Annotated in this window: 24 protein-coding genes; 13 read left to right on the top strand and 11 right to left on the bottom strand. The window is 75.5% G+C overall.

The window, feature by feature from the left end; translation table 11 throughout:
- Window positions 1–139 precede the first annotated feature (139 nt).
- Complete coding sequence (locus ACFY00_RS36150) at window positions 140–394, bottom strand: hypothetical protein (RefSeq protein ID WP_388037958.1); 255 nt, start codon at window positions 392–394, stop codon at window positions 140–142.
- Window positions 395–498: 104 nt separating this feature from the next.
- Between ACFY00_RS36150 and ACFY00_RS36145 the strand changes: the two genes are divergently transcribed.
- The 7 genes from ACFY00_RS36145 (at window position 499) to ACFY00_RS36115 (ending at window position 7,970) form a co-directional block, all read left to right on the top strand.
- Window positions 499–1,158 carry a cupin domain-containing protein gene (locus ACFY00_RS36145; RefSeq protein ID WP_388037956.1) on the top strand — a complete coding sequence of 220 codons (660 nt, stop codon included), beginning with the start codon at window positions 499–501 and terminating at the stop codon, window positions 1,156–1,158.
- 218 nt (window positions 1,159–1,376) lie between these two features.
- Window positions 1,377–2,555: a hypothetical protein gene (locus ACFY00_RS36140; RefSeq protein WP_388037953.1), complete on the top strand. Its 1,179-nt coding sequence runs from the start codon at window positions 1,377–1,379 to the stop codon at window positions 2,553–2,555.
- The gene (locus ACFY00_RS36135; RefSeq protein ID WP_388037950.1) at window positions 2,552–3,367 is read left to right on the top strand and encodes a hypothetical protein; all 816 of its coding nucleotides are present in this window, start codon (window positions 2,552–2,554) and stop codon (window positions 3,365–3,367) included. Before ACFY00_RS36140 ends, ACFY00_RS36135 begins: the two co-directional genes overlap by 4 nt.
- A gap of 19 nt (window positions 3,368–3,386) precedes the next feature.
- Window positions 3,387–3,983: a hypothetical protein gene (locus ACFY00_RS36130; RefSeq protein ID WP_388037947.1), complete on the top strand. Its 597-nt coding sequence runs from the start codon at window positions 3,387–3,389 to the stop codon at window positions 3,981–3,983.
- The gene (locus ACFY00_RS36125; RefSeq protein WP_388037945.1) at window positions 3,976–5,784 is read left to right on the top strand and encodes an asparagine synthetase B family protein; all 1,809 of its coding nucleotides are present in this window, start codon (window positions 3,976–3,978) and stop codon (window positions 5,782–5,784) included. The genes ACFY00_RS36130 and ACFY00_RS36125 overlap by 8 nt, the downstream gene beginning before the upstream one ends.
- 13 nt (window positions 5,785–5,797) lie before the next feature.
- Window positions 5,798–7,120, top strand: a complete 1,323-nt coding sequence (locus ACFY00_RS36120; protein WP_388037942.1) for an aldehyde dehydrogenase family protein — start codon at window positions 5,798–5,800, stop codon at window positions 7,118–7,120.
- A 52-nt stretch (window positions 7,121–7,172) separates the two neighbouring features.
- Window positions 7,173–7,970: a phosphotransferase gene (locus ACFY00_RS36115; RefSeq protein WP_388037939.1), complete on the top strand. Its 798-nt coding sequence runs from the start codon at window positions 7,173–7,175 to the stop codon at window positions 7,968–7,970.
- Between the two features lie 51 nt (window positions 7,971–8,021).
- Here the strand turns inward: ACFY00_RS36115 and ACFY00_RS36110 are convergent, their stop codons facing one another.
- From ACFY00_RS36110 to ACFY00_RS36095, 4 genes are all read right to left on the bottom strand, one after another.
- A complete protein-coding gene (locus ACFY00_RS36110; protein ID WP_388037936.1) occupies window positions 8,022–8,510 on the bottom strand; it encodes a GNAT family N-acetyltransferase in 489 nt (162 codons plus the stop codon).
- A gap of 73 nt (window positions 8,511–8,583) precedes the next feature.
- Window positions 8,584–9,918, bottom strand: coding sequence for an amidohydrolase (locus ACFY00_RS36105; RefSeq protein ID WP_388037933.1), 1,335 nt, complete (start codon window positions 9,916–9,918; stop codon window positions 8,584–8,586).
- Between the two features lie 78 nt (window positions 9,919–9,996).
- Window positions 9,997–10,662 (bottom strand): response regulator, encoded by a 666-nt coding sequence (locus ACFY00_RS36100; protein WP_388037930.1) that lies wholly within the window; start codon window positions 10,660–10,662, stop codon window positions 9,997–9,999.
- Window positions 10,659–11,942: a sensor histidine kinase gene (locus ACFY00_RS36095; protein ID WP_388037928.1), complete on the bottom strand. Its 1,284-nt coding sequence runs from the start codon at window positions 11,940–11,942 to the stop codon at window positions 10,659–10,661. The genes ACFY00_RS36100 and ACFY00_RS36095 overlap by 4 nt, the downstream gene beginning before the upstream one ends.
- Window positions 11,943–12,170: 228 nt before the next feature.
- Between ACFY00_RS36095 and ACFY00_RS36090 the strand changes: the two genes are divergently transcribed.
- Window positions 12,171–13,655 carry an alpha/beta hydrolase family protein gene (locus ACFY00_RS36090; RefSeq protein WP_388037925.1) on the top strand — a complete coding sequence of 495 codons (1,485 nt, stop codon included), beginning with the start codon at window positions 12,171–12,173 and terminating at the stop codon, window positions 13,653–13,655.
- Here the strand turns inward: ACFY00_RS36090 and ACFY00_RS36085 are convergent.
- Window positions 13,652–14,041, bottom strand: a complete 390-nt coding sequence (locus tag ACFY00_RS36085) for a DUF2071 domain-containing protein (protein WP_388037922.1) — start codon at window positions 14,039–14,041, stop codon at window positions 13,652–13,654. The two genes, ACFY00_RS36090 and ACFY00_RS36085, sit on opposite strands and share 4 nt — an antisense overlap.
- Window positions 14,042–14,144: 103 nt before the next feature.
- On the opposite strand from ACFY00_RS36085, the gene ctaD reads away from it, so the two are divergent.
- Together ctaD and ACFY00_RS36075 are read left to right on the top strand one after the other, a co-directional pair.
- Window positions 14,145–15,854 carry a cytochrome c oxidase subunit I gene (gene ctaD, locus ACFY00_RS36080; RefSeq protein WP_388037919.1) on the top strand — a complete coding sequence of 570 codons (1,710 nt, stop codon included), beginning with the start codon at window positions 14,145–14,147 and terminating at the stop codon, window positions 15,852–15,854.
- On the top strand, window positions 15,851–16,231 hold the full coding sequence (locus ACFY00_RS36075; protein WP_388037917.1) for a hypothetical protein: 381 nt from the start codon (window positions 15,851–15,853) through the stop codon (window positions 16,229–16,231). Before ctaD ends, ACFY00_RS36075 begins: the two co-directional genes overlap by 4 nt.
- A gap of 55 nt (window positions 16,232–16,286) precedes the next feature.
- On the opposite strand, the gene ACFY00_RS36070 is transcribed toward ACFY00_RS36075, so the two are convergent.
- The 5 genes from ACFY00_RS36070 to ACFY00_RS36050 form a co-directional block, all read right to left on the bottom strand.
- Complete coding sequence (locus tag ACFY00_RS36070; protein WP_388037914.1) at window positions 16,287–17,285, bottom strand: helix-turn-helix transcriptional regulator; 999 nt, start codon at window positions 17,283–17,285, stop codon at window positions 16,287–16,289.
- Between the two features lie 278 nt (window positions 17,286–17,563).
- The gene (locus ACFY00_RS36065; RefSeq protein ID WP_388037911.1) at window positions 17,564–18,904 is read right to left on the bottom strand and encodes a PP2C family protein-serine/threonine phosphatase; all 1,341 of its coding nucleotides are present in this window, start codon (window positions 18,902–18,904) and stop codon (window positions 17,564–17,566) included.
- Window positions 18,904–19,707 (bottom strand): alpha/beta fold hydrolase, encoded by an 804-nt coding sequence (locus ACFY00_RS36060; RefSeq protein ID WP_388037908.1) that lies wholly within the window; start codon window positions 19,705–19,707, stop codon window positions 18,904–18,906. Before ACFY00_RS36060 ends, ACFY00_RS36065 begins: the two co-directional genes overlap by 1 nt.
- An 86-nt stretch (window positions 19,708–19,793) precedes the next feature.
- Complete coding sequence (locus ACFY00_RS36055; RefSeq protein ID WP_388037905.1) at window positions 19,794–20,099, bottom strand: STAS domain-containing protein; 306 nt, start codon at window positions 20,097–20,099, stop codon at window positions 19,794–19,796.
- The gene (locus tag ACFY00_RS36050; protein ID WP_388037902.1) at window positions 20,099–24,274 is read right to left on the bottom strand and encodes a SpoIIE family protein phosphatase; all 4,176 of its coding nucleotides are present in this window, start codon (window positions 24,272–24,274) and stop codon (window positions 20,099–20,101) included. Before ACFY00_RS36050 ends, ACFY00_RS36055 begins: the two co-directional genes overlap by 1 nt.
- Window positions 24,275–24,444: 170 nt before the next feature.
- Between ACFY00_RS36050 and ACFY00_RS36045 the strand changes: the two genes are divergently transcribed.
- The 3 genes from ACFY00_RS36045 (at window position 24,445) to ACFY00_RS36035 (ending at window position 26,877) form a co-directional block, all read left to right on the top strand.
- Window positions 24,445–25,767 (top strand): PP2C family protein-serine/threonine phosphatase, encoded by a 1,323-nt coding sequence (locus ACFY00_RS36045; RefSeq protein ID WP_388037900.1) that lies wholly within the window; start codon window positions 24,445–24,447, stop codon window positions 25,765–25,767.
- Entirely contained in the window at window positions 25,764–26,126 is a 363-nt protein-coding gene (locus ACFY00_RS36040; protein ID WP_388037897.1) for an STAS domain-containing protein, read from the top strand. Before ACFY00_RS36045 ends, ACFY00_RS36040 begins: the two co-directional genes overlap by 4 nt.
- 250 nt (window positions 26,127–26,376) lie before the next feature.
- A complete protein-coding gene (locus ACFY00_RS36035) occupies window positions 26,377–26,877 on the top strand; it encodes an ATP-binding protein (protein WP_388037895.1) in 501 nt (166 codons plus the stop codon).
- Window positions 26,878–26,915 lie beyond the last annotated feature (38 nt).

Below are 26,915 nucleotides of genomic sequence, written 5' to 3'. Positions count from 1 at the left end.
CAGGCCTTCCGGTTGTACTGCAACGACCCCGGGGGGGGGGGGGGCCGGGGGGCGGGGTGGGGGGGGCGGCGGGGGGGGGGGGGGGGGGGGGGGCGGGGGGGGGGCCCCCCCCGCCCCCCCCCCGCCCCGTCACCGCAGGTCAAGCGGCACGGGCGTGCGGGTGGGCGTGTTCGTGGCGGCCGATGAACTGGGCGACGAACGCGACGATGGTGACGGCCCACACCACCGAGAACACGATCAGTAGCCAGAGCTGGTTGATCTGCGCCGCGACCAGGCCGAGGCCGAGCGACAGCCCGAGCAGGAGGACCAGCGAGGAGTTGTGCTTGGCGGTCAGCAGGGCGACCAGCCGGTGGAACGGGCCGGGACGCGGCGTTCCGGCAGCGATCGTGGACATCGCTCTCACCTCCGCAGAGTTCGGCGTCCGTTCGAGTATCCCGCTGGTCAGCGCCCCCGGCAGCCCGGGTAGCATCACGGCGAACACCGACCGGGGGGACGTTGATGGCGAAGCACGGGGGGCTGCGGGCCCTGGAGCGGCTGGCGTCCGGGCTGCCGGACGGCGCGGAGCTGTACCGGCTGCGCCCGGACGGGCGGGTGCTGCGCGCGGACCGCACCGGCGGGCGCGAGCTCGGCCCGCAGGACCCGGACAGCGGGCTGCTGCGCTTCATCGACGACCGGCAGTGGGCGCACTACTTCATCGGGGACGCCGCGACCTCCCCGGAGCGCCCGTCGAACGCCACCTACAAGCTGGGCCTGGTCGCCCCGCACAGCGCGTTCACCCCGCACGCGCACGGCGGTGAGCACCTGGTGCTGGCGCTGGGCCCGGCCTCCTGCGGCCTGTACGACGCGCGGCGGCGCCGGGTGGTGGAGGTCCGGCTCGTGCCGGGCACGCTGATCCGGATCCCCGAGCTGATGCCGCACTCCTTCGGCAACCGGGGCGGCGAGCGGCTGGCGATCCTGGCGGCGAACACCGGCTACGGCATCGACCACGAGGACTACGCGATCACCGCGGAGGCCGCCGAGCGGCGCGGCGACCCCGAACTCGCCGCCGCGCTGCGGGAGGTGACGGCCGCCCGGCGGCCGGGTACGGTCACCCTCCGGGAGCGGGTCGCGCACCGGCTGCGGCTGGCGGCGGCCGCGCTGGAGGACGGGGGCCGGTGAGGCGGCCGCCGAGGCGTCCGGGGGGAGGCGCAGGTGGCGCCCGCGCCCGCGTCCGGTGCAACGCTCCGGCTGTCGTCCGCGTCTGAGCGGGTGTCCGACCACGGCGCTCCCGCCCGTCCACCACTCCCCCGCCCGTTGCGCCGCCCGCTCCGTCGCCCGCTCCGCCGCCCCGTTCCCTTGCCCGACCGAGGACGCCCGTCGACCTGGGAGGACGCCCGATGATCTGCCCGCACTGCCGCCGCAACCGCCGCCAGCGGGAGCGCACCGGCCACACCTGCTCGCACTGCCGGAAGGTGTTCGCACTCGACCCGAAGGTCGAACCGGGGCGCCTGCACGACCTGAAGTTCCGCGAGCTGGTGGCGAAGTCCGCCCCCGACGGGCTGCGGATCACCGTCGAGCAGCTGTACTGGATGAACGAGCGCCGCCTGTACCGCTTCCCGACCGGTCAGGAGCGGAGCGGCAGCGTGACCGCCGGAACGGTGCTGGGGGTGCTCACCGTCGTCACGGCCTCGCTGGCCGTCGGCATCGGCGGCCTCGCCCACCTGCTGCTCGGCCTGCCCGCGCTCTTCTTCGGCTGGCGGTCCTACCGGCAGTTCCGCAATTCCGGCCGCTACCGGCCGCCGCAGCCGTTCCGGCACTCGATCACGCTCACCACCTTCCGGCAGCGGGTCGTCCCCCGCTGGCTCCGGGTGTACGGGTCGCTGCCGGACGGGCTGGTGGACGGCGCCCCGTCCGCGGCCGCCTTCGCCCGGCCGAAGGATCCCCGGGTCGTGGTGCTGTGCGAACTGCCGGGCGTGGTCGCGTTCCTGCGGGCCAACGGCTTCGCCGAGCGCCACGGGGTGCTGCTGCTGCAGGAGCCCGAGCAGGTTCCGGACGGGCTGCCCGTGGTGCTGGTGCGCGACCTGTCGCTGGCCGCGCTGGTCCGGGCGGTGGAGCTGCGGGCGCAGTTCACGGGCCACCGGGTGGTGGACTGCGGGCTGCTGCCGCGCTCCGTCGAGCCGCCCGCGCGGATGGTCCGGCTGCGCGACGCGAGCAGGCCGCGGCAGGAGCCGTCGGCCGCCCTGGCCGACTCCCGGGCGTGGCAGCGCCTGCCGGAGAAGGAGCGGGACTGGCTCTGCGACGGCTGGTCCTCGCCGCTGATCGCCCTGCCGCCCGTGAAGCTGATGGCGCTGCTGGACAAGGCCGTCGAGCGGGCCCTCGCCGCCCCGCCGGTCGCGGCCGCCCCGCCCGTCGCGCTGACCAAGGCGACGAGCCCGGCCGAGCGTCCGGCCGAGAGCGCGGCCGAGACCCGGCGACGGGCCGAGCGGATCGGCTTCCTCACCTGGCCGCAGGCCGTCCCCGCCCCGCGCGCCGCCTCCGACGCCCCGGCTCCCCACCCGAAGGACGGCGGTCGATGATCCCGATCCCTGAGCGGCTGCTCGACCGAGCCCTGCGGCAGGCCGCCGAACGCTGCGCCCGACCAGGCCAACTCGCCTACACGGCAAGGCAGTTGTACTACGAGACGGACCGGGTGCTGTTCTCGCTGCACCGCGGCCCGCACCGGCTGCGGTACACCACCCGGCCGTTGCTGTCCGAGGCCCGGTTCGCGGCCGCGCTCGCCCGCCGCCCCGAGCTGGACGTCCTGCCGGACGCCCCGGCCGCACCGCCGCACCGGCCGGGGCCGGAGGGCGACCTGTACGACTACGCCTTCCCCCGGCTGCTGGTCTGCCAGGACCCGGGGATCGCGGGCATGCTGCTGGCCAACCGGCTGCACCTGGAGGGGGCCTGCCCGGTCCTGACCCCGGAGCGGTTGCCGCTGGACGAGCGGCTGCTGGCCGCGGTGCGGCGGGCCGACGGGGCGGTGGTGCACGTGCTGCACGACGCCTCCCCGGCGGGGCTGGCGCTGTTCCTGCGGGTGCGCGAGCACGCCGGGCCGCGGCTGCAGGTGCGCACCGCAGGGCTGCTGCCGCGGCACGCCGCCGCCCTGCACCTGGCCGCGCTGTCCGGCCACCCCCGGTGCGCGGTCGGGGAGTTGCCCGCGGAGCTGCCCGACGCCGAGCGGCTCTGGCTGGCGGGCGGGCGGGTCGCCGAGCTGGCCGCCGTCCGCCCGGCCCGGCTGCTGCGGACCGTGCTGCGCACCGTCCGCGGCGGCGGCTTCGCCCCGCCCGCCCGTCCGGCCGCGCCCACCCGGGCCCGTGACACCGGCTTCCTGACCTGGCCGACGCCCTGACCCCCCGAGGACGAGGACGATGACGCAGCCACCCGAAATCACCTACAGCGACGAGCTGTTGGCCGACGACACGGTGCACCGCAGGTACTCCGACGGCCGCAGCGAATGGCGCAGCCGCGGCGGCGACGGCCGGATCCACTGGCGCGACGACCGGGGCGACTCCGGCACCGACGAGCGGCTGGGCCGCGACCTGGTCAAGCGCGTCCACGCGGACGGCCGGGTCGGCTACGGCCGCGACATCGGCTACGGCCGCACGGTGTGGGGGCAGGGCCGGTACGTGCTGGTCAACCGCAGCTCGTTCCCGGGCCGGGTCGGCGTGGTGCTCGGCGCCCTCGGCCTGGGCGCGGGCATCGCCGCCGCGCACTACGCGCCCGAGTTCCTCTCCGACGACGAGGAGGAGGAACTGCGCCGCCAGGCGGCCGAACGCGCCCGCTCCGGGGGTGACGGCGGCGGGGACGGCGGCAGTGGCGGGGACGGCGACTTCGACGACGGGGACGACCGGGACGACCACCGGGGCGACGACGGGTTCGACGCGGACGGGTTCGGGAGCGCCGGGGACGGCGCCGACGGCGGCGACCCGCTGGACGACGGCTGGGACGGGGACGACTTTGGCTGAGCAGCGACCGGAGACGACCGTCCGCACCGCCGACCACCGCCGCGCGGCCCCGCACCGTCCGGCCCGCTACGCGGTCAGTTCGCTGCCCGCCCCGGCCCGCACCCCCGAACCCGGCCTGGTGGCCGGGCCGTTCGAGGCGGCGGGGCGGCAGGTGTCGGCGTCCCTGCTGGCCGGGGTGCCGGGGTACGCGGACGGGCCGTTCACGGTGGACGGGCGCACCGCGGTCGGCGAGGTGACGCTGCACAACCGGGGCGAGCTGCTGGCCGCGCTGTCCGCCGCCGGGCGTCCGGCCGAACCGTCCTGCCCGGACGGGGAGTTGCTGCTGCGCTGCTGGCTGGCGCTGGGCGCGGACGGGCTGCGGGCCGCGGACGGGATGTTCACCCTGGCGGTGCTGGACGGGCCGGACCTGGTGCTGGTGCGCGACCACGTCGGCGCCCGCACCGCGTTCCACTGCCGGACGGGCGACGGTGGTTGGGCGGCGTCCAGTTCGCTGCGGGCGCTGCGGAAGCGGCCGGACGTGGACACCGGGCTGGACCTGGCGGCGGTGCGCTCCTTCCTGACCTTCGCCTACCTGCCGGGCGAGGAGACCCTGCTGCGCGGCGTCCACGAGCTGCTGCCCGGCCGGGTCACCCGGCTGCGGCCGGACGGGCGGGTGGACGTGGAGGTGTTCTGGGAGCCGCGGGCCGGGTCGGTGGGCGGCGAACTGACTTATCGTCAGTATGCCGACTTGCTCCGGGAGTTGCTGGAGCAGGCGGTGTCCCGACGGCTGCCGGAAGGCGGGCGGGAGGTGGCGGTGCTGCTGTCCGGCGGGGTGGACAGCTCGCTGGTGACGGCGCTGGCCGCCCGCCTGCACCCGGGGACGGTGCGCACGTACTCGATCAGCTTCGGCTCCGAACTGCCCAACGAGCTGGGCTACTCGGGGCTGGTGGCGGCGCACTGCGGGACGGCGCACCGGGTGCTGACGGTGCCCGGGGAGCAGGTCGCGGCGCGGCTGGCGGACACCGTGGCGCTGCTGGACAGTCCGGTCGGGGACCCGCTGACGGTGCCGAACCTGATGCTGGCGGAGGCGGTGGCGGGCGACGGGATCGCGGTGTCGCTGAACGGCGAGGGCGGCGACCCGGTGTTCGGCGGGCCGAAGAACCTGCCGATGCTGGTGTTCGAGCTGATGCGGGAGGACGGTGCGGCGCGGGCCCGGGCCGACGCCTACCTGCACACCTACCGCAAGTGCTGGGAGGACCTGCCGGTGCTGCTCACCGGGGAGGCGCTGGCCGCGCTGGAGGCGGCCCCGCACCCGCGGCGGCACGTCGAGCCGTACCTGTCGGACCACCGGATGCCGTCGCTGCTGGACCAGTTGCTGCACTGCAACCTGCGGACCAAGGGCGCGCACCACATCCTGACCAAGGTGGAGCGGCTGACCGCCTCGCAGGGCGTGCAGGGGCGCTCGCCGCTGTTCGACCGGCGGGTGGTGGACCACGCCTTCGCCACCCCTCCCGCGCTCAAGCTGCACGGCACCGAGGAGAAGTGGATCCTCAAGGAGGCGGTGCGGGACCTGCTGCCCGGCACCGTCACCTACCGGCCCAAGAGCGGCATGCGGGTGCCGGTGCAGCAGTGGCTGCGCGGCCCGCTCAGCGAACTGGCCGCCGACCTGCTGCTGGGCCCGACCGCCCGGGCCCGCGGCCTGTTCCGGGCCGACACCGTGGAGACCTGGATGCGCGGCGGCGGCCTGCTGCTGCCCCGCCAGGGCGGCAAGCTGTGGCTGCTGCTCACCCTCGAACTCTGGCTGCGTGCCTACGACTTGTGACGGAGAACTGCTGATGGAACTGATCGACCCCCGCACCGGCGAGGTGCGCGGCACCCGGCGGCCCGGCCGGGACGACGAGGTGGCGGCCGCGGTGTCCGCCGCCCGGTCCGCCCGGACCGGGTGGGCCGCGCTGACCCCGCGCGAGCGGCAGCGGCGGCTGGCCGCGCTCGCGGAGCTGATCGAGCGGCACGCGGACGCGTACGTGGCGGCCGAGTGCGCGGGCACCGGGAAGCCGTCCGCCGAGGCTTCGGACGAAGTCGCCGAGGTGGCCGACCTGTTCCGGTTCTACGGCGGTGCGGCGCGGGCCGCGACCGCGCCCGCCGCCGGTGACTACCTGGCCGGGCACCAGAGTTGGGTGCGCTGGGAGCCGGTCGGCGTGGTGGCGGCCGTGGTGCCGTGGAACTACCCGCTGCTGATGGCCGGTTGGCGCTGCGCGCCCGCGCTGGCCGCGGGCAACCCGGTGGTCCTCAAGCCCGCGGAGACCACCCCCGACAGCGCCCTGCTGCTCGCCGAGCACGCCGAACAGGCCCTGGGGCCGGGCGTGTTGACCGCGCTGCCGGGCGACCGGGAGACCGGCCGCCTGCTGGTCGGCGCGGGCTGCGACCTGATCGCCTTCACCGGGAGCCCGGCGGGCGGCGCGGACGTGGCCGCCCGCGCCGGGCTCACCCCCGTCAGCCTCGAACTGGGCGGCAACAGCCCGGTGCTGGTGCTGCCCGACGCCCCCGCCGACACCTGGCGGCAGCTCGCCGCCGCCTGCACGTACAACGCCGGGCAGAGCTGCGCGGCGCCCGCCCGGGTGATCGTGCTGGGGCCGGGGTACGAGCGGGCGGTGGCCGAGCTGGCCGCGGCGATGGCCGAGCGGCACTCCGGACGGGACTTCGGGCCGCTCAACAACCCCGACCAGGCGGCCCGTTACGACCGGATCGTGGCCGCCTCCGGCGCGAAGGCCGTGCACACCGCACCCGGCCGCGGTGACGGGCTGTGGCGGCCCGCGACCGTGCTGGCCGACCTGCCCGACGACGACCCGGCCGTGGTGCAGGAGGTGTTCGGCCCGCTGCTGACCGTCCAGCGCGCCGAGACCCTGGACGCGGCCGTGGCGCTGGCCGAGTCCGTCCCGCAGGCGCTGGCCGCCTCCGTCTGGACCACCGACCTGTCCACCGGCCTGGCCCTCACCGACCGCCTCTCGGCCGGCGAGGTCTGGCTCAACTGCCACCTCGCCCAGTCCGCCGAACTCCCGCACAGCGGCCGCCGCTCCTCCGGCGCGGGCACCGACCTGTCGGTACTGGCGCTGCGCGAGTACCAGCGTGCGAAGACGGTCACGGCCCGGCTGGTCTGAGCAACTCCCGCGCGGAGGAGGCTGATCGGGGATGACCGGGGATGATCGGGGGATGGACGACGAGGAGTTGCTGACCGGCGGCCTGGCGAACGCGGGCGCCGTGCTGCGGCGCGGGCGCGCGGTGGAGCGGCCCGCGCCGCCGCACGCCGGGGCGTTGCACGGGTTCCTGACCCGGCTGCGGGCGGGCGGGTTCGCGGGGGCGCCGGTGCCGCTGGGGCCGGTGGCGGACGGCCGGGAGCGGCTGGAGTTCCTGCCCGGGGAGGTCGCGGTGCCCCCGTACCCGGGGTGGGCGCTGGGCGAGGACGCGCTGGTGTCGGTGGCCCGGCTGCTGCGCCGCTGGCACGCGGCGAGCGCCCGGACGCCGTTCGACCCGGCGGCCGACTGGCCGACGGAGTTCGCCGACCCGGAGGGCGGGCCGCTGCTGTGCCACAACGACGTGTGCGCGGAGAACGTGGTCTTCCGCTCCGGTGAGGCGGCCGCACTGATCGACTTCGACTTCGCCGCCCCCGGCCGCCCGCTCTGGGACGTCGCCCTGGCGGCCCGCTACTGGGTGCCGGTGCTGGACCCGGCGACGGCCGCCGAGACCGACCGCGCCCACCTCGAAGTACCGCACCGGCTGGCCCTGTTCGCCGACGCGTACGGCCTGCCACCGGGTGACCGGCTCGCCCTGCCGTCCGTCCTGGAACAGGCCACCGCGGTCTGCCGCGGCTTCGTCGCCCGCCGGGTCGCCGCCGGGGACGCCGCGTTCACCGCCTATTTCGAGGCGTACGGCGGCTGGTCCCGCTGGGACCGGTTGCAGTCCTGGCTGGCCGGTCAACGGCCGCTGTTGGAGCGGCGGTTGAGGGCTTGACGGAGTCGCCCGGGCGGGCGGCGGCCAAGGCGTTCCGGGTGCGAGGAGCCGTCAGGCCAGGGATTTGCGCATCAGGGTGCAGACCGTCTCGTACCGGCGGAGCGTGCCGTCCTCGTCCTCGACGTCCCAGCCGTCGGGGGCGTGGCCGAAGGGACGGTAGCCGAGGCGTTCGTAGAGGGCGCGGGCGCGGGGGTTGGAGTCCTCGACGGCGAGTTCGGCGGTGGTGAGGCCGCGGGCGGTGATGCGGTGTTCGGCGGCGCGGATCAGCAGGGTGCCGATCCCGCAGGACTGCAGGGCGGGGTGGACGCCGAGCTGCCAGAGCGTGCCCGCGCCGGGCGCGGGCACGTAGTCGACGCCGCCGATCGCGACGGGGAGGCCGACCGGGGTGCACACCGCCAGGTAGTCGACCTCGCCGGCCTCGGCGCGGCGGATCTGGTGGACGAGCTCGCGCACGTGCTTGGGCGAGCCCGCCCAGCCGCAGGAGGGCAGGTCGGCCTCGGTGAGGTCGCGCACCGACAGGCGCAGCGTGACGTCGTCCATCCTCGCCCTCCCGGTTCGCGGCGGTGGCCGGCTCCCATTGCAGCAGGTGAACTCCCCCGGTGTCCAAGGAGTTTCAGGAGTCGGTGGCCGGGACCAGTAGGCCGTTCAGGTGGTCGACGGCGAGGTGGGCGTGCAGCCGGACGCCCACCGGGAGGGTGTCGTCGTCCAGGTAGAAGCGCGGGTTGTGGTTGGGGACGAGGCCGCGGCCGCCGGGGGTGGGGACGGGGGTGCCCGCGGCGTCGAGTTCGGTGTCCTGGGCGCCGAGCATGACGTACAGGCCGCCGTGGGCGTTGACGAACTCGGAGACGTCGTCGTAGCCGAGGGTGGCGGAGGTCTCCAGCACGCGGTCCGCGCCGACCACCCGGCGCAGCGAGGGCAGCGCGGCGTCCAGCCACTCCCGGCGGTTGTTGACGGCGGGGACGTCCTGCAGGTGTTCGACGGTGGCGGTGCAGCCGTACGCCTCGGCGGTGTGCTCGGCGAGGCGGGTCAGGCGCCGCTGGACGTCGGCCATGTCGGACTCGACGGCGCAGCGCACGGTGCCCCAGAGGGTGACGTGCTCGCCGATGATGTTGAAGCGCCCGACGTCCTCGACGTGGCCGATGGTGACGGTGACGGGGTGGTAGGCGTCGAGCTGGCGGTAGAGCTGGCCGATGCCGGTGACGATCGCGGCGGCGGGCGGCATCGGGTCGACGCCCTGCCAGGGGGTGGAGCCGTGCACCTGGCGGCCGGTCACGGTGATCTTGACCAGGCAGGAGGCGGCGTACTGGTTCCCGACCCGGTAGCCGACGTGGCCCTTGGGGAGCGGGGTGAGGTGCATGCCGAACACCATGCTGGGTTCGGGGTCGGCGAGGGCGTGTTCGGCGAGCATCCGGCGGGCCCCTCCGGTTTCGCCGACCGGCGGGCCCTCCTCGGCCGGTTGGAACACGAACAGCACGGTGCCGGGCAGCCGTTCGCGCACCCCGGCGAGGACGGTGGCGGCGCCGAGCAGCATCGCGGTGTGACCGTCGTGGCCGCAGGCGTGCGAGACCGGGAACGGGCCGCCGGGGTAGTCGCGGTCCACGGTCGAGGACGCGAAGTCGGTGCCGCACAGGTCGACCACCGGCAGCGCGTCGGTGTCGGCCCGCAGCGCCACCACCCGCTCGCCGCCCCGGCCGCCGCGCAGCACCCCGACCACGCCGTGCCCGGCGATGCCGGTGCGGACCTCGTCCAGGCCGAGCGCGGCCAGGTGCTCGGCGACCAGCGCGGCGGTGGCGCCCTCCCGGTTGGACAGCTCGGGGTGGCGGTGCAGGTGGCGGCGCCAGGCGATCACCTGCTCGGCGGCGGCCGCGCTGCGGCGGTCCAGCTCGGCGTACAGGTCGGCGAACGGCTCGACGGACGGCGCTGCGGACGGGTCGGCGGTCTCTGCCACGGGTCTCCTCCCGGTCGGTGTCCCCCCGTTGCGGCCCCACCCCGGTCGAGCGTACGCCGCGCGCCGCCCGGCGGGGCGTCACCGGGCCGGGGGGACGAGGCGGTTGTGGTGGGCGAGGACCACCGCCTGGATCCGGTCGCGGAGTTCGAGCTTCTGCAGGACCCGCCCCAGGTGGGACTTCACGGTGGCCTCGGCGAGGTGCAGGACGTCCGCGATCTCGCCGTTGGACAGGCCGCGGCCCACCTGGACGAGCACCTCGTGCTCGCGCGGGGTGAGGCGCCGCAGCCGCGGGTCCGGGCCGGGGGCGTCGGGGTCGGGCAGGTGCGGACGGGCGTTCTCCAGCAGCAGGCGGGTGACCCGCGGGGAGAGCGCCGCGTCGCCCGCGGCGACGTTGCGCACCGCGGCGAGCAGCTCCTCCGGCCGGGTGTTCTTCAGCAGGAAGCCGGAGGCCCCGGCGGCCAGCGCGGCGTACGCGTACGCGTCGAGGTCGAAGGTGGTGAGCACCAGCACCCGGCTGCCCGGGGCGGCCCGCAGCAGTTGCCGGGTCGCCTCGATGCCGTCGGTGCCGGGCATCCGGACGTCCATCAGCACGACGTCGGGCCGCAGCTCCCGGGCCAGCCGGACGGCCTCGGCGCCGTCCGCGGCCTCGCCGACCGGGGTCATGTCGGGCTGGGCGTCCAGGATCGTGCCGAAGGCCAGCCGGAGCAGCGCCTCGTCGTCGGCGACCAGGATCCGGATCGTCATGCGTCCGCCGCCGCGCCGTCGTCGCCGCCGGGACCGTCGCCGTCGCCGAGCACGAGGCGGGTGTGCACGCCCCAGCCGCCGCCCGGGAGCGGCCCGGCCCGCAGCTCGCCCCCGTGGGCGGCGGCGCGTTCGCGCATGCCGGGCAGGCCGTGGCCGGACGCGGAGGTGCCGGACGCGGGGGCGCCGGGGCCGTCGTCGGTGACGTCGACCGTGACGGCCCCGGGCGAGCAGTGCACCCGGACCTCGGCGCGGGTGCCGGGGGGCGCGTGCTTGAAGGTGTTGGTCAAGGCTTCCTGCACCAGGCGGTGGACGGTCAGCTGCGCGGTCGCCGGGACGCGCCCGGGGTCGCCGCGGAGTTCGAGGCGGGTCGGCAGCCCGGCGGCGGACATCCGGTCGGCCAGGGCGGCCAACTGGCCGAGCCCGGGCGGCGGGTGGCGCTCCGCGTCCGGCTCCACGTCCGGCTCCGCGCCCAACGCCGCGCCCGGCGGCCCGGCCCGCAGCACGCCCAGCGAGCGCCGCATGTCGGTCAGCGCCTGCCGTCCGGTCTCGGCGGCCCGCAGCACCATCTCGGTGGCCCGCTCCGGCGACCGGGGCTGGGCGAGGACGGCCGCGTCGGTCAGCGCGACCATGACGGACAGGTGGTGGCTGACGATGTCGTGCACCTCGCGGGCGATCCGCGCCCGTTCCTCGGCGACGGCCAGCCTGGCCTGCTGCTCCTGCTGCCGCTCCAGCCGCTCGGCCCGCTCCCGCAGCACCGCGAGGTGGGCCCGCGCGGTCCGCGCGTTCACCCCGAGCAGGGCGGCGACCAGGGCCGTCGCGGTCACCGCGACGAAGAGCACCGGGAACGCCCCGCCCGCCGACCAGCGCAGGCAGGCCAGCAACGCCCCGCCCACCACCACCGCCCCCGCGACCGCCGCGGCCCGCCGCCCCGCGTACCCGGCCACCGCGTACAGCGCCACCAACAGGGCGACGTCCGCAGGCAGTTGGACGTCCAGCAGCCACTGGACGAAGGCAGCGGCCGCCACCACCCCGAACACCGCGCGCGGGGCCCGGCGCCGCCACGGCAGCGGCAGCACCAGCGCCACCGTGAGCGCGGCGGCCACCGCCCGCTCCCCCGGCGGGTACGCGGTCGCGACGTGCAGCAGGAGCAGCGCCGGCAGCAGCGCCTCCGCCGCCGCGCGCGGCAGCCGGGCCCGGGCCCGCACCCCGTCGGGGCGGCGCAACGGGCGGCTGCCGCCGGCTCCCGCCGGTCCCGCGAGCTGTTCGGCGATGCCGCGCACGTTCCCCCGCCCTCGTCGATCCGTTGCCCTCCGCGCGGGCGCCGTCCTGCCACCGTAGGCGGCGGGCCGGGGACCGCGCATGGGCCCGGCGTCGGAGCGGCCCGGGCCGGGGTACGACCGCAGGAGGAGGGCGGTCACCTCCCCGGGTCGCAGGGCGGCGGCCGGTCCGGCGGGCGGGGCTGCGACCGGGGGTGGAGCGGTGGGCGGGCGGGTGGCGACCGCAGGGCGATGTGGCGGCGCCGGCCGCGCGCCGACGATGGCCGGGTGACCGAGATCGTGCCGGGACCGCAGCTGTCCCCCCTGGAGTTCCTCGTCCTGCTGAGCGCCCTCGCCCTGGTGGTGGCGCGCTGGCTGCCGCCCGCCGCCCGGCCGCCGGTGACGGTCGCGGCGGGGGCGCTGTGCGTGCTGTCGGCGGGCGGGCTGGGGGTGGTGGGGGTGCGCTGGCAGCTGTGGCCGGTGCTGGCGGGGGCCGCGCTGGCGCTGCCGTTCGCGCTCGTCCCGCTGGTGCGGGGGCGGGCGGGTCGGCCGGTGCGGCGGGCCCGGTGGTGGGTGGCGCTGCCGGGGTCGCTGGCCTGTGCCGGGCTGCTGGCGGCGGGGCCGGTGGCGGCCTGGGCGTTCCCCGTACCGGAGTTCCCCGCGCCGACGGGCCCGTTCGCGGTCGGGACGAGGGTGGTGCAGTGGACCGACCCGGACCGTCCCGAGACCGCCACGCCCGACCCCGCGGACCGGCGCACCGTCGTGGTGCAGCTCTGGTACCCGGCGCAGGACGCCCCCGCGGACGCCCGGCGCGCCCGGTACCTCGGCCGCACCGAACAGGAGGCGCGCACCGTCTCCGCGGCGCTGGCCCGCTACGCCGGACTGCCCGGGTTCCTGGTCGACGGCGTCCCGTCGGCCCGCAGCCGGGCGGTGCCGGACGCCCCGGTGGCCCGCGACGGGGGGCGGTTCCCGGTGGTGCTGTTCTCCCCCGGGCTGGGCGGCGTGCGGACGCAGAACACCGCCTGGGCGGAGGAGCTCGCCAGCCACGGCTACCTGGTCGCAGCCCTGGACCACCCGTACGACTCGGCGGCCGTCGTCCTCGCCGACGGCCGCACCGTCGGCACCCGGGTCGCCTCCACCGGCGACGACGCCGCGGACGAGGCGCGGGCCGTCGAGGCGGCGGACGTCCGGGCCGCGGACCTGGGCTTCGTCCTGACCCGGCTGGGCGACCTGGACCGGGGCGCGGGCGGCGACCCGCTGGCCGGACGCCTGGACACCGGCCGGGCCGCGGTGACCGGCCACTCCCTCGGCGGGGCCGCCGCCCTGTGGGCCGCCCGCCGGGACCACCGCTTCGCCGCCGTCGTCGACCTGGACGGCTACCCGCGCGACCCCGACCCGCGCCCCTTCCCGCAGCCGGTCCTGGCCCTCACCCAGGACCTCGGCCCGGCCACCGACCCGCGCTACCTGCCGCGCCTGACCGGGGTGCTCGCGCTCGGCACCGCGACCGGCTACCGCCTCACCGTCCCCGGCGCCGCCCACCTCACCTTCACCGACGCCCCGCTCTACCTGCCGCCCGTCCCCTCCCTGGTCGGCTCCCTCGGCCGCACCGACGGCCCGCGCCGGACGGCCGCAGCCACCCTCGCCTTCCTGGACGCCACCCTGCGGCACCGACCCGGCGACCTGTCCGCGGCCCTGTCGGCGTACGGCGAACTGACCGTCCACCGCCCGGGTTCCTAGGTCCCGGCCCGGCGGTCCCGTGCGGGGCGCGGGGGGCCGAAGCGCACCCGGTGCACGCCGTTGGAGAAGTGCGCCAGCGGTGGTCCGGCGGGGGCGGGCAGGCCGGCCGCGGTGGTGAGGTCCTGGACGGCCTCCTCGCAGGTGGCGGCGCGCAGCGGCCACGGTTCGTGGTCCACGGAGGTCTCCCAGAGCAGGCCCGCGTGACGGGTGTAGGCGCGCCAGCGGGAGGTCAGCCAGAGCTCCAGGTCCGAGGGGCGGACCGGCTCCCCGGGGCGCAGCCGCACCCGGTAGCCGGCGGTGCTGCCGGTGCGGCGTCCGGTGTACCGGCCCGCCCGCGCCGACCGGTGGGCTCCGGAACCGCTCGGCCAGCCCGGAAACGAAGACACCGGCCCTTCCGGCGAGGAGTCCCCGGACACGCTGCCGCGCGGCCGGGGGCGGACGCGGGGGCGCTGCTAGAGGTGGTGGGTTCACCCCGACTAGGAGTCTCCCTTGACCGTCCTCGCCGACAACGCCCCGCCGCCCGCGCCCGCACCCGCACCCCGCTCACCGGCCCGTCCCGGGCACGCGATCATCCGCTGGATCACCACGACCGACCACAAGACGATCGGCAGTCTGTACCTCGGAACCTCGTTCGCGTTCTTCCTCGTCGGCGGCGTGCTGGCCCTGGTCATGCGGGCCGAGCTGGCCCGTCCGGGAACGCAGATCCTGTCGAACGAGCAGTTCAACCAGGCGTTCACCATGCACGGCACGATCATGCTGCTGATGTTCGCCACCCCGCTGTTCGCGGGCTTCACCAACTGGATCATGCCGCTCCAGATCGGCGCCCCCGACGTCGCCTTCCCCCGGCTGAACATGTTCGCCTACTGGCTGTACCTGTTCGGCTCGCTGATCGCGGTGGCCGGCTTCCTCACCCCGAACGGGGCCGCCGACTTCGGCTGGTTCGCCTACACGCCGCTGTCCGGCCCCGACCACAGCCCGTGGATCAGCGGCGACATGTGGGTGATGGGTCTGGCCTTCTCCGGCTTCGGCACCATCCTCGGCGCGGTCAACTTCATCACCACGATCATCTGCATGCGCGCGCCCGGCATGACGATGTTCCGGATGTCGATCTTCACCTGGAACGTGCTGCTGACCTCGGTGCTGGTCCTGCTGGCCTTCCCGGTCCTCGCGGCCGCGCTGTTCGCCCTGGAGGTGGACCGCAAGTTCGGGGCGCACGTCTTCGACCCGACGAACGGCGGGCCGATCCTGTGGCAGCACCTGTTCTGGTTCTTCGGCCATCCGGAGGTGTACATCATCGCGCTGCCGTTCTTCGGCATCGTCTCCGAAGTCCTGCCGGTGTTCTCCCGCAAGCCGATGTTCGGCTACTCCGGCCTGATCGCCGCGACCATCGCCATCGCGGGCCTGTCGGTCACCGTCTGGGCGCACCACATGTTCGTGACCGGGCAGGTGCTGCTGCCGTTCTTCTCCTTCATGACCTTCCTGATCGCCGTGCCCACCGGCGTGAAGTTCTTCAACTGGATCGGCACCATGTGGAAGGGCTCGCTGAGCTTCGAGACCCCGATGCTCTGGTCGATCGGCTTCCTGGTCACCTTCCTGTTCGGCGGCCTGACCGGCGTCCTGCTGGCCTCGCCGCCGATCGACTTCCACGTCTCGGACTCGTACTTCGTCGTCGCCCACTTCCACTACGTGGTGTTCGGCACCGTCGTCTTCGCGATGTTCGCCGGCTTCCACTTCTGGTGGCCCAAGTTCACCGGCAGGATGCTGGACGAGCGCCTCGGCAAGATCTGCTTCTGGACGCTGTTCGTCGGCTTCCACACCACCTTCCTGGTCCAGCACTGGCTGGGCGCCGAGGGCATGCCGCGCCGCTACGCCGACTACCTGGCCTCGGACGGCTTCACCACCCTGAACACCGTCTCGACCATCGGCTCGTTCCTGCTCGGCCTGTCGATCCTGCCGTTCCTCTACAACGTCTGGAAGGCCGCCAGGTACGCGCCCAAGGTCGGCGTCGACGACCCCTGGGGCTACGGCCGCTCGCTGGAGTGGGCGACCTCCTGCCCGCCGCCGCGGCACAACTTCACCACCCTGCCGCGGATCCGCTCCGAGTCCCCGGCCTTCAACCTGCACCACCCCGAGGTCCCCGACGAACTCCAGGACGCCGCCCACCAAGGCGGCCCCGGCGGGGAGAGCGCGCAGCGATGAACGACCGACCCGCCACCGGCAGGACGCGGCGCCTGCCCGCCGAAGCCGCACCCGACACGGAGGCGGGCCTGCGCAGACTCGAGGGCTACCTGTACTGGCAGGCCCAGACCCGGATCGCCCAGGAGGCGGCCGGCGAGTTCTCCGCGCTGCTGCCGTGGCTGACGGACGGCCAGCGCGCGGACGTGGAAGCCAACTTCGCCCGGATCCACACGGCCGCCACCCGACGACGACTCGAACAGTTCCGGGAGGACCGCGACCGCCTGCGGGAGCAGTACCGGGACCGCTACCGCCGACTGCGCCGCCGGTGCGTGCTCGCCGCCCTGCTCGCCACGGGCACCGTCTGCGCGCTCCTGAGCCTGGCGGCCGGGCCGCACTGATCCGCCGTCCGCGCCCGCCCGGCCGCCGGCCGACCGGTGGTCGGGCGGGCGGACGTCAGGTGCCGAGGGTGGTGCTGGGCGCGCAGTGGTAGGCGGCCCGGTAGCGGGCGGCGAAGCGGCTGGGGTGGGGGAAGCCCCAGCGGGCGGCGATGCGGTGGACGGTGTCGCTGCAGGGGTCGGCGTCGAGGAGGTCGAGGTGGGCGCGGTGGAGCCGCACGTCGCGCAGGTGGGCGAGGGGGGAGGTGCCGAGGTGGTGGCGGAAGGCGTACTGCAGGGCGCGGGGGGTGAGGTGGACGTGGGCGGCGATGTCGGCGAGGGTGATCGGTTCACCGGCGTGCTGCTCGACGAAGGCGGCCGCGCGGCGCACGGACGGGGGCAGGTGCGGCCGCTGCGTGCTGCCGGGGGCGGTGTGGGTGTTGGGGAAGAGGGTCAGGACGGCGGCGGCCAGCAGGTGGCCGGCGCCCGCGGCGAGGTGGTCGGTCAGGAAGCCGGGCCCGGTGCGCAGCAGGCCGGTGAGGTAGTCGGTGGTGGCGTGCCAGTGCAGGCGGGCGGCGCCGGTGTCGGCGCGGCGGGTGTGGAAGACCAGCGGGCCGGGACCGGCGCTGGCGCGGGCGGCGTGGTGCAGCAGGGGCATCGGCAGGGCGAAGGAGCGGGTGCGCAGGTCGCGGGTGCAGTGGGTGAACGGGATGCCGGGGACGGCGGCCAGGACGACGTCTCCCGCGGTGCACGGGCCCGGCCCGGTCCCGTCCTGGGCGGGGACGAGGCAGTGGACGCGGCCTTCGAGGACCTCGGTGACGATCAGGCGGTCCGGCGTGCCTTCGAGCAGCCAGCGGCCGGGCAGCCGGGTCTCGCACACGTCGAAGGCTCCGGCGGCGGTGTGCTCCAGGCCCAGCGGGCCGGTGGACGGGGGCCCGGCGGTGCGGCGGGCCGGGGCGGTGAGGCACAGGGTGGCGTGGAGGGCGGAGCGGGCGGAGCGGGCCCAGTGCTCGGGGTCGCTGGTGGCCAGGGCGTTTCGTGTCGGGTCCTGTCGGCCGGGGGCCGTGGCTGCGGACACGGGCTTCCGCCTCTTCTCTAGGGGGTGGAGGTGCCTCGGGGCCTCGACCGTCGTGCGCGGTGAAGGGGGAGCTGTCGGACCGGGCGCGTCCGATCCGGGCAACCTACTGCGTCCGGTCGCCCGTCCAGGGCCGTCGGTCACCCGCAGGAGTGTCGGCGGCCACGGATCCTTCGTTTTGCGGCCAGCGCACGGCCGCCGCCGGGGCGCGCACCCACCGGCGCGCGCCCCGGCGGCGGTGGGCGGGCGGATGGTGAGGGCCCGGTCGAGGCCGACGACGGTCAGGAGGCCCGGCGTGCGGGGTCGGGGACCGGACGGGCCGGGCGGGTGGGCTTCACGCCGAGGGCGAGGAGGGCGGTGTCGTCCTCCAGGCCGTCGCCGAAGCCCTTGAGCAGGCCGGTCAGGGCTTCGACGAGACGGCCGGGCGTGGTGGGTGCCCGGTCGGCGGCGAAGGCGAGCAGGGCCTCGTCGCCGAAGAGGCTCTCCCGGGTGGGGCCGGTGCGGGCCTCGGTGAGCCCGTCGGTGTAGAGCAGCAGGGTGTCGCCGGGGGCGAGGACGGTCGTCGCGGTGGTGAAGGGCGCCTCGGGCAGGATCCCGACCAGGAGGCCGCCGGGCGTGGGCAGGAACTCGCTGCGGCCGTCGGCGCGCAGCAGCAGGCTCGGCGGGTGGCCGCCGGAGGCGACCTTGACGGCGACGTGGCCGTCCGCGCTCTCCTCCAGCAGGCCGTAGACGACGGTGCAGTACCTCGGGTCACCCGCGGCGGTGTAGTGCTCGTGCAGGACCGCGTTCAGCGTGCGCAGCGCCGCGGCGGGTTCGGGGTCGTGCAGGGCCGCGGCGCGCAGGGTGTAGCGGGTCAGGGAGGTGAGGGAGGCCGCCTGGGGGCCCTTGCCGCACACGTCGCCGAGGAAGAACGCCCAGCGCCGGTCGCCGACGGGGAAGAGGTCGTAGAAGTCGCCGCCGAGCCGGTCGGGTGAGGCGGTGTGGTAAGAGACGGCCGTCTCCAGGCCGGGAACCGCGGGTAGCGCGGAGGGCAGGAGGGACTTCTGCAGGACGCCGAGGGCCTCGGTCAGCCGCTGCCGGTCCGTCTGCGCCTGCCGCAGGGCCGCGTCCGCCTGGGCGCGGGCGCGTTCGGCCTCGGCGCGGGCCTGCTCGGCCTCCTGGCGCCGGCGCAGCAGTTGCGCTTCGTAGGCGCGCCGGTCGGAGGCGTCGAAGACGGTGGTGCGGATCAGCAACGCCTCGCCGTCCTCGCCGTGCTTGACGGCGGAGGACACCAGGGTCGGCAGCCGCCCTCCGCCCCGGACCTTCATCTCCAGGGCGATGCCGTGCACCTGGCCCTGCATGCGCAGCAGCGGGGCGTAGTGCGTCTCGTGGTACAGCTTCCCGCCGACGGTGAGCAGGTCGGTGAAGCGCATCCGGCCCACCACCTCGGCGCGCTCCAGCCCGAGCCAGCCCAGCAGGGTGGCGTTGATCTTGGCGACGGTGCCGTCCATGAGCGTCGACAGGTAGCCGCAGGGCGCCCGCTCGTAGAGGTCCTCGGCGCTGTCCTCCAGCAGGGCGGCGAACGCCGCGTCGGTGGCCGCGCGCCCGTCGGGCGGGCCCGCGTCCTCGCCGACCCTGCCCATCAGCGCAGGCCGTCCAGGAACGCCAGGACGGCTTGGGCGGTGGCCTCGGGGGCGCTCAGCTGCGGGCAGTGGCCGGTGGCGTCCAGGGTGACCAGCCGGGAGCCGGGGATCGCGGCGTGCACGTACGCGCCCACCTCGCGGGGTGCGATCACGTCCTGCGTGCACTCCAGCACCAGCGTGGGGACCGTCACCTTCTTCAGGTCCTCGCGGCTGTCGGACAGGAACGTGGTGCGGGCGAAGACCCGCGCGATGTCGGGGTCGGTCGCGCAGAAGCTGTTGGTCAGCTCCCGGCCCAGCTCGGGCCGGTCCGGGTTGCCCATGATCACCGGGGCCATGGCCGAGGACCAGCCCAGGTAGTTCGACTCCAGCGTGGTCAGCAGCTCCTCGATGTCCTCGGCGCTGAACCCGCCCCGGTACCCCTCGTCGTCCACGTAGCACGGCGAGGGCGTCACCAGCACCAGCGCACCGATGCGCTCCGGCGCCGCCTCGGCCGCCAGCACCCCCACCATCGCGCTCACCGAGTGCCCCACGAACACCGCCTCGCGCAGGCCCAGCTCCTCGCACACCTCCACCGCGTCCTGCGCGTAGCCGTGCAGCGAGGAGTACCGCCGCTGGTCCCAGGCCGCCAGGTCCGACCCGCCCGAGCCCACGTAGTCGAACAGCACCACCCGGTGACGCTCCGCCAGGGCGGGCACCACCGGACGCCACATGTTCTGGTCACAGCCGAAGCCGTGGGCCAGCACCACCGCGGGCCCGTCGACGGGCCCGAGAAGCGTCACGTTGTTCCTGCGCAGAACGTCCATGGTCACCATCCTCCCACCCCGCCCGTCCGCGCCGGGAGGGGCGGGGGTGGTCGTTGCGGAGGCTCACGACGGAGCGGGCCGGGGGTTCAGGGCGCGGTTCCCTCCCCGGTGATGGACACGGCGGCGAGGTCGGCCAGGCCCGAGACCGAGAGGATCGGCGCCAGGAGGGGGTTGGCGACGAGTTCGATGCGGTCGGCGTGGGAGAAGAGCACGCTCAGCCCGGCGCTGTCCAGGTACTCGACCGCGGTGAGGTCGAGGACGACGGGACCGGCCGTCCCTTCGAGGGCGGCGGCCAGGTCGTGCGTGTTGCTCATGTCGATCTCGCCGATCGCGGTGAGCACGGGGGTGCCGTCCGGCCGCCGTCCGGGGGTCAGGGTCAGGAGCGTGGTCATCAGGCGATCCTCGTGTGCATGTCGACGGTGGTTCCGGTCGGGCCCGGGGTGACGGTGACCTGCTGCATCAGGGCGTGCATCAGACCCATGCCCCGGCCCCGGTGGGCGTTGCGCTCGGGCTGCGGGGTCTTCCAGCGCCCGGTGTCGGCGATGGTGAGGTGCAGCTTGTCGACGAACGCCTCGGCGCGGAAGTGCACCGTGTTGCCGGGGGTGTCGCGGTGCCCGTGCTCGATGGCGTTGGCACAGGCCTCTCCGGCGGCCACCAGGATGTTCTGCACGGTGGTCGGCGGCAGGTCGCACTGGTTGAGCCAGCCGCGCAGGGCCTTGCGGACCGGGGCGAGCTGGGACGACTCGGCGGGGAAGGACATCTCCAGCGGCGCCGGGTGGCGGTACAGCAGCAGGGCGACGTCGTCGTCGTAGCCGTCGGCGGGCGCCAGGCGGGCCATGACGTCGGTGGCGAGGTCGTCGACGGCGGTGTTCCGGCCGTCCTTGAGCACCTCGCCGGCCTGGTCGATGCCGGTGGTGAGGGGACGGCGGCGGCGTTCGACGAGGCCGTCGGTGTACAGCAGGAGGGTGGAGCGGGCCGGGATGGTGCAGGTGCCCTCGGAGCGCTCCCGGCCGGGGCGGACGGCCAGCGGCAGCGAGCGCCCGTCCTCCAGGAGCTGGGTGGTGCCGTCGGGATGGGCGAGGATGCCCGGCGGGTGTCCGGCGCTGGAGTAGGTCAGGTGGCCGGTCCCGGGGTCGAGGACCCCGCAGAAGACGGTGGTGCACCTGCCCCCGGGCACGCCGGCGGCGAACTGGTCCAGCGCCATGAGGACCTGGGGGGGACTCGCGTCCTGCAGCAGGAGCGCGCGGCAGGCGCTGCGCAGCTGCCCCATGACGCTGGCGGCCTCCAGCCCGCGGCCGACGCAGTCGCCGACGACGATGCCGATGCGGCCGTCGGGCAGGGCCACGGTGTCGTACCAGTCGCCGCCGACCTCCAGGGGCTGGGTGGCGGGCTCGTAGCGGACGGCGAAGCCGGCGGGCAGGTGGGAGGGGCCGAGGATGGCCCGCTGCAGGGCGATGGCGGTCTCGCGCTGCTGGTCGATCTGGTGCGCGCGGGCCAGGCCCTGGGCGAGCTGGCCGGCCAGCAGGGACAGCAGGAGCTGGTCCTCGCCGGTGAAGGGGCGCTGTTCGCCCAGGTCGATCCAGAGCGCGAGCGGGCCCTCGGGGTGCTCCAGCAGGATGCCCGCGCCGCGCCGGTCGGCGACGGGGGTGAGCGGGGGCCGGTCGCGCAGGTCGGCGAGGAACTCTTGGTGCTCCGGGGGCAGTTGCTGCCAGGTGAGGGCGGGGTCGGTGGCGGTGAGGACGGGCTCGGTGTCGTGGCCGAAGACGGTGGCCGCGACGTGCCGGGCGCTCCACAGCCGCTTCAGCTCGGCCAGGCTGCCGGTCACGGCCTCGGACAGGCTGGTGGCCCGGGACAGGCACGCCCCCAGGGCGGCCAGGGCGCTCTCGCGCTGGATGGCGTAGTGCTCGGCGGTCACGTCGCGGAAGGTGCCGACGATGGCGGTGCGGCCGGTGGTGGGGTCCTTGACCTGGTTGTAGGTGGCGCTGGCCCACAGCCGGTGCCCGTCGCGGTGGGTGACGGGGACGGTGTAGCTGCCCCGGTTGCGGTCGATCAGGTGCGCGAACGCCTCGGCGACCTGGCGGTGGGCCTCGGGGTCGGCGGCGGCGTCGGGCCACCAGGGGTGGACCGGCCGGTAGGGGAGGTCCTCGGGCCCGTAGCCGAGGATGGCGGTGAACGCCGCGTTGATCTCGGTGACGGTGCCGTCCTCGTCGCAGACGAAGAACGCCTCCTGCAGGGAGTCGACCAGCGCGGTGCGCCACCGGGCGTGGTGGTTGCGCAGCCGGGAGAGCTCGATGTTGGCGCGGGCCCGGGCGAGGAGTTCGGCGGCGGCGAACGGCTTGACCAGGTAGTCGTCGGCGCCCGCCTGCAGGCCCTCGATGGACGCTTCCTGCCCGGCGCGGGCGGACAGCAGCAGCACCGGCACGGAGGCGGTCCGGGGGTCCTCGCGCAGGGCGCCGACCAGGGCCAGCCCGTCCAGGTGGGGCATCATGACGTCGCTGATCACCAGGTCGGGCGCGTCGGCGCGGACGGCGTCCAGCGCCTGGCGGCCGTCGTGGACGGAGCTGACCTGGTAGCCGGCGCCGCGCAGCAGCCGGGTGAGGTACTCCCGCATGTCGGCGTTGTCGTCGGCGACCAGCACCCGGGCCGGGAGCCCCTGGCCGGGCGGGGACGGGTCGGCCCCTCCGCTCGGGGTGACGTCGCGGACCTCGACGGGTGCCGGGCCGGACCGTTCGTCCGGCAGCCAGCGCATCGCCTCCTGCAGGTACGGGTCCGCGGCGCCGCCGGGTGCGGTGCTCGTCCCGCCCTCCGGGAGGACGGAGCCGGCGGGCAGGTGGGCGGAGCCGAACGGCAGGCGGATGGTGAAGCAGGTGCCCCGGCCCTCGGTGGAGGTGGCGCTGATGCTGCCCCCGTGCAGCTCGACGAGCTCCTTCACCAGGGCCAGGCCGATGCCGCTGCCCTCGTTGGAGCGGGACCGGGCGTTCTCGATGCGGTGGAAGCGCTCGAACAGCCGGGGCATCTCCTCGGGGGCCACTCCGATCCCGGTGTCGGCGACGGTCACCACGGCCTCGCCGTCGCGGGCCCGGACCGCGACCCGGATCGACCCCTCGAAGGTGAACTTCAGCGCGTTGCTGAGGAGGTTGAGGACCACCTTCTCCCACATGCCCCGGTCGATGTAGACCGGAGCGGGCAGCGCGACGCAGTCGACGTGGAAGTCCAGGCCGGCCCGGTCGACGGCGGAGCGGAACACGCTGGCCAGCTCACCGGTGGCCGTGGAGAGGTCGACGGGCTCGTAGCTGGCCTGCATCCGGCCGGCCTCGATGCGGGAGAAGTCCAGCAGCGTGTTGACCAGCTTGCCGAGCCGCAGGCCGTTGCGGTGGATGACGTCCAGTTCCTCGCGCACCTGCGGGTCCGCGTCGGCGAGGCGGTGCTGGAGCTCCTGGAGCGGACCCATGATCAGGGTCAGGGGGGTGCGGAACTCGTGGCTGATGTTGGAGAAGAACGTCGTCTTGGCCCGGTCCAGTTCGGCGAGCTCCTCGGCCCGCCGCTGCTGGGCCTGGTAGCTGCGGGCGCTGGCGATGCCGCTGGCGACGTGGCCGGCGACCAGCTCCACGAACCCGCGGTAGCCCCCGTCCAGTGCGCGGTAGCGGTTGAGGCCCGCCACCATGAACCCGTACGGGCGGTCCCCCTGCTGCAGCAGCGGGACCACCAGCGCCTCCGCGGGCCCCTGCTCCCAGACGCCGGTCGGCAGGTCCGCGAACCGCGGCCCCTCCAGGGGCACGACCACGCTCTCCGCGCGGGCCACGGTCTCCAGCGGCCACAGCGGCTCGGCGTCCGCCCGCAGCGAGGTCGGCGCGGCGGGGTGGCCGGCCGGTATCCCGGTGGACGCGGCGAGGCGGGCGCCGCCGTCGCCGTCGAAGAGGTAGGTCAGGGTGAACGGCAGGTCGTGCGGGTTGCGGCCGAGCTGTGCGGCGGCGAAGTCGAGCATCTCCTGCTCGGTGCGCACCACGCTGGGGTCGGAGCCGAGGTCGCGCAGCGTGGCCATCCGGCGCTCGCCGATGACCCGTTCGGTGTCCTCGCTGACCACGCACAGCATGCCCGTCGGGCGGCCGTCGTCGTCGCGCAGCGGGCTGTAGGAGAAGGTGTGGTAGCTCTCCTCGGTGTAGCCGGAGCGCTCCAGGAAGAGCAGCAGTCCCTCGTCCCAGGTCGCCTCTCCCGTGGTGAGCACGGTGTCGATGCGCGGGCCGATGTCCCCCCAGATCTCCGCCCACACCTCGCCGGAGGGACGGCCCAGGGCCCAGGGGTACTTCTGGCCGAGGGTGTCGCGCCGGTAGGCGTCGTTGCAGAAGAACGTCAGCTCCTCGCCCCAGGCCATCCACATGGAGAACTTCGACGACAGCAGGATGCTCACGGCCGTGCGCAGGCTCTGCGGCCAACTACCGGGCTCACCGAGGGGCGTGGCCGACCAGTCCACCCGGGCCAGGTCGCCGCCGATCTTCGCGTCGGCGGTGAAGACCCCGGCCCCGGCCGCCCCCAGCACGGCCCGCTCGCCGTCGTCCGCCTGCGTCACTGGGCACCCCTTCGTCCGTCCGAACCGTCTGCGCGGGGCGTTCCGTCCGCGGCCCGACCGAGCCGGGCGACCGCGGTGGAGGAAATCCTTGACGCTGTACGTAGGATAGGACAACCGTTTCTCGGGTCCGTGAGGGCGGTGGGTCTACGAGGGGCGGAAGCGGAACAACGGTGCTCTCACACCCCCTCCCCGACCAGCGACCCGCCGGGACCGGCGAATCCCGGCGCCTGGCGGCCCTGCGCCGCTACGAAGCGCTGAACCTCCCGTCCGACCGCGCCTTCGACCGGATCGTGGCGCTCGCGGCCCGCATCTTCGACGTGCCCATGGCCGCCGTGGCGCTCGTCGACGGCGACCGCGTGCGGTTCCAGGCCACCCACGGGTTCGACGGCCTCCACGAGGCCCTCCGCGACAGCAGGCCGTGGGCCTGCGCGATCACCCACCCCGGGCCGTGCGTCGTCCCCGACGTCCTCGCCGACCCGCGCACCGCCGACGGCACGGCCCTCGGCCCCCTCGGCGCGCGCTTCTACGCCGCCGCCGCCGTCACCACCGCGGACGGGCAGCGGCTGGGAACCGTCGGCGTGCTCGACACCCGGCCCCGCACCCCCACCGCCGACCAACTGCGGGCGCTGGAGGACCTGGCCGCCCTCGTCATGGACGAGCTGGAGCTGCGGCTGTCCGCCCTGCACACCCTGGCTGCCGAACGGCGGCGGCGCGCCGAGGCCGAACGCCTGGCCCGCGCCCTGCAGCGCAGCCTGCTGCCCCCGGCCCTGCCCACCGTTCCCGGGCTCAACGCGGCCGCCGCCTACCACACCGCCTCCGCCGACGAAGTGGGCGGCGACTTCTACGACCTCTTCCCCCTCGACGACGGCCGCTGGGCCTTCTTCCTCGGCGACGTGTGCGGCAAGGGGGCCGAGGCGGCGGCGCTGACCTCGCTGACCCGCTACACCCTGCGGGCCGCCGCCATCTACGACCCCGACCCGCGCGCCGCCCTGGCGAACCTGGACGCCGTCCTCAAGGGCGAGTACCAGGGGGAGACGCCCCGCTTCTGCACCGCCGTGTTCGGGGTCCTCGACGCCGCCCCGGGCGGAGCCTTCGACGTCACCCTCGCCGGCGGCGGCCACCCCCCGTCCCTGGCGGTGCGGGCGGACGGCCGGATCGAGCCCATCTCCACCGCCGGCGGCCAGCTCATCGGACTGCTCCCCGGCCCCCGCTTCGTCCAGACCACCACCCGCCTGCGCCCCGGTGACGCGCTCCTCCTCTACACCGACGGGCTCATCGAGGCCCGCACCGCCCGAGGGGGGCTGCTCGGCGAGGACGGACTGGTCCGGCGCCTGACCGCGCGCGCACCGCGGAGCGCGGACGAGGTGCTCGCGGTGGTGGAGGAACTCGTCACCGAGCTGGGCCCCGGAGTCAGCGACGACACCGCGCTCCTCGTCCTCTCCGTACCGCCGGACAACCTCAGCATCCCGTCCCACTCGCAGGAGACCAGGTGACCGACCGCACCCTCATCGTCGACCGACTCCAGCACCCCTCCGGGGTGGTCGTGCTGTCCGTGACGGGCGAACTCGACCAGCACACCGCACCGGAGTTCACCCGGGTCGTGGAGGAGAGCCCCTTCGGTCCCGACCGTCCCGCCGTCATCGACCTGACCGAACTCACCTACTGCGACTCCACCGGGATCACCGCCCTGGTCGTCGCCTACAACCACGCCCAGGACGCCCGGGCCCCCTTCGTCATCGCGGGCCTGAACAGCGACCTGACCCGGGTCTTCCAGATCGTGGGCCTCGACCAGCTGTTCACCTTCCGTCCCACCCTCGCCTCCGCCCTCGGCTCCCTGGAGCGCTCCGGCTAGAAACCCGAACCGCCCGCCGGAAGGCGGGCGAGACCGCCTTCCGAATTCCGGTCGACCTCGAAGCCCCCGGTACGACGGCCGCCCCGGCGGCGGTCCGCCACGGCGGGCGACGCGTCTCGACGGGACGGCGCCCGGGTGCGATCCGCGAGGGAATGTCCTTTTTGTGCGGGGGCAGCCGACCTGTGGACCGGGTCCGCCGGAGGGTCCCCGTCGCGCACCAGGAGAGCCGCACGTCCGAGGAACCGCTGCCATGACCGACACCCGCACCACCGTCTTCGACCCCGACCCGCCCTCCCCCGGGTCCGCTGCGGCCCCCGACGGCCCGCCACCGGCGGCGCCCCTGCGGGAAAGGGCCCCGGACGCGCCGGTGGCCACCGCCGCCCAGGCCCGCCGGTTCGTGCAGCAGCTCCTGCACGAGGCCGGCCCGGTCACCGCCGCGGGCGAGGCGAACGCGCTCCTGGCCGTCAGCGAACTCGTCACCAACGCCAACCGGCACGCCGGCGGCGTCACCGCCTTCAGCGCCCGCACCGAGACCGCCCACCCGGCCGACGGCCGCCCACCCGGCCTGCGGCTGCGCATCACCGTCGAGGACGCCGACAGCCGCCTGCCGCACTCGCCCCGGCGCGCCCTGCTCGACCCCACCCGGCCGGGCGGTCGCGGCTGGGCCCTGGTGGTGATGCTCGCCACCACCTGCGAGATCTCCGTGCTGCCCGGCGGCGGCAAGCGGATCAGCGTCACCCTCCCGCTGTAGCGGCGGAGGCGGCCGGGGCGGGGGGCCACCCCGGGCAG

The organism is Kitasatospora sp. NPDC001540 (assembly GCF_042894345.1).
Classification (GTDB): Bacteria; Actinomycetota; Actinomycetes; order Streptomycetales; family Streptomycetaceae; genus Kitasatospora; species Kitasatospora phosalacinea_C.
This window is presented reverse-complemented; position numbering and strand designations above follow the sequence as displayed.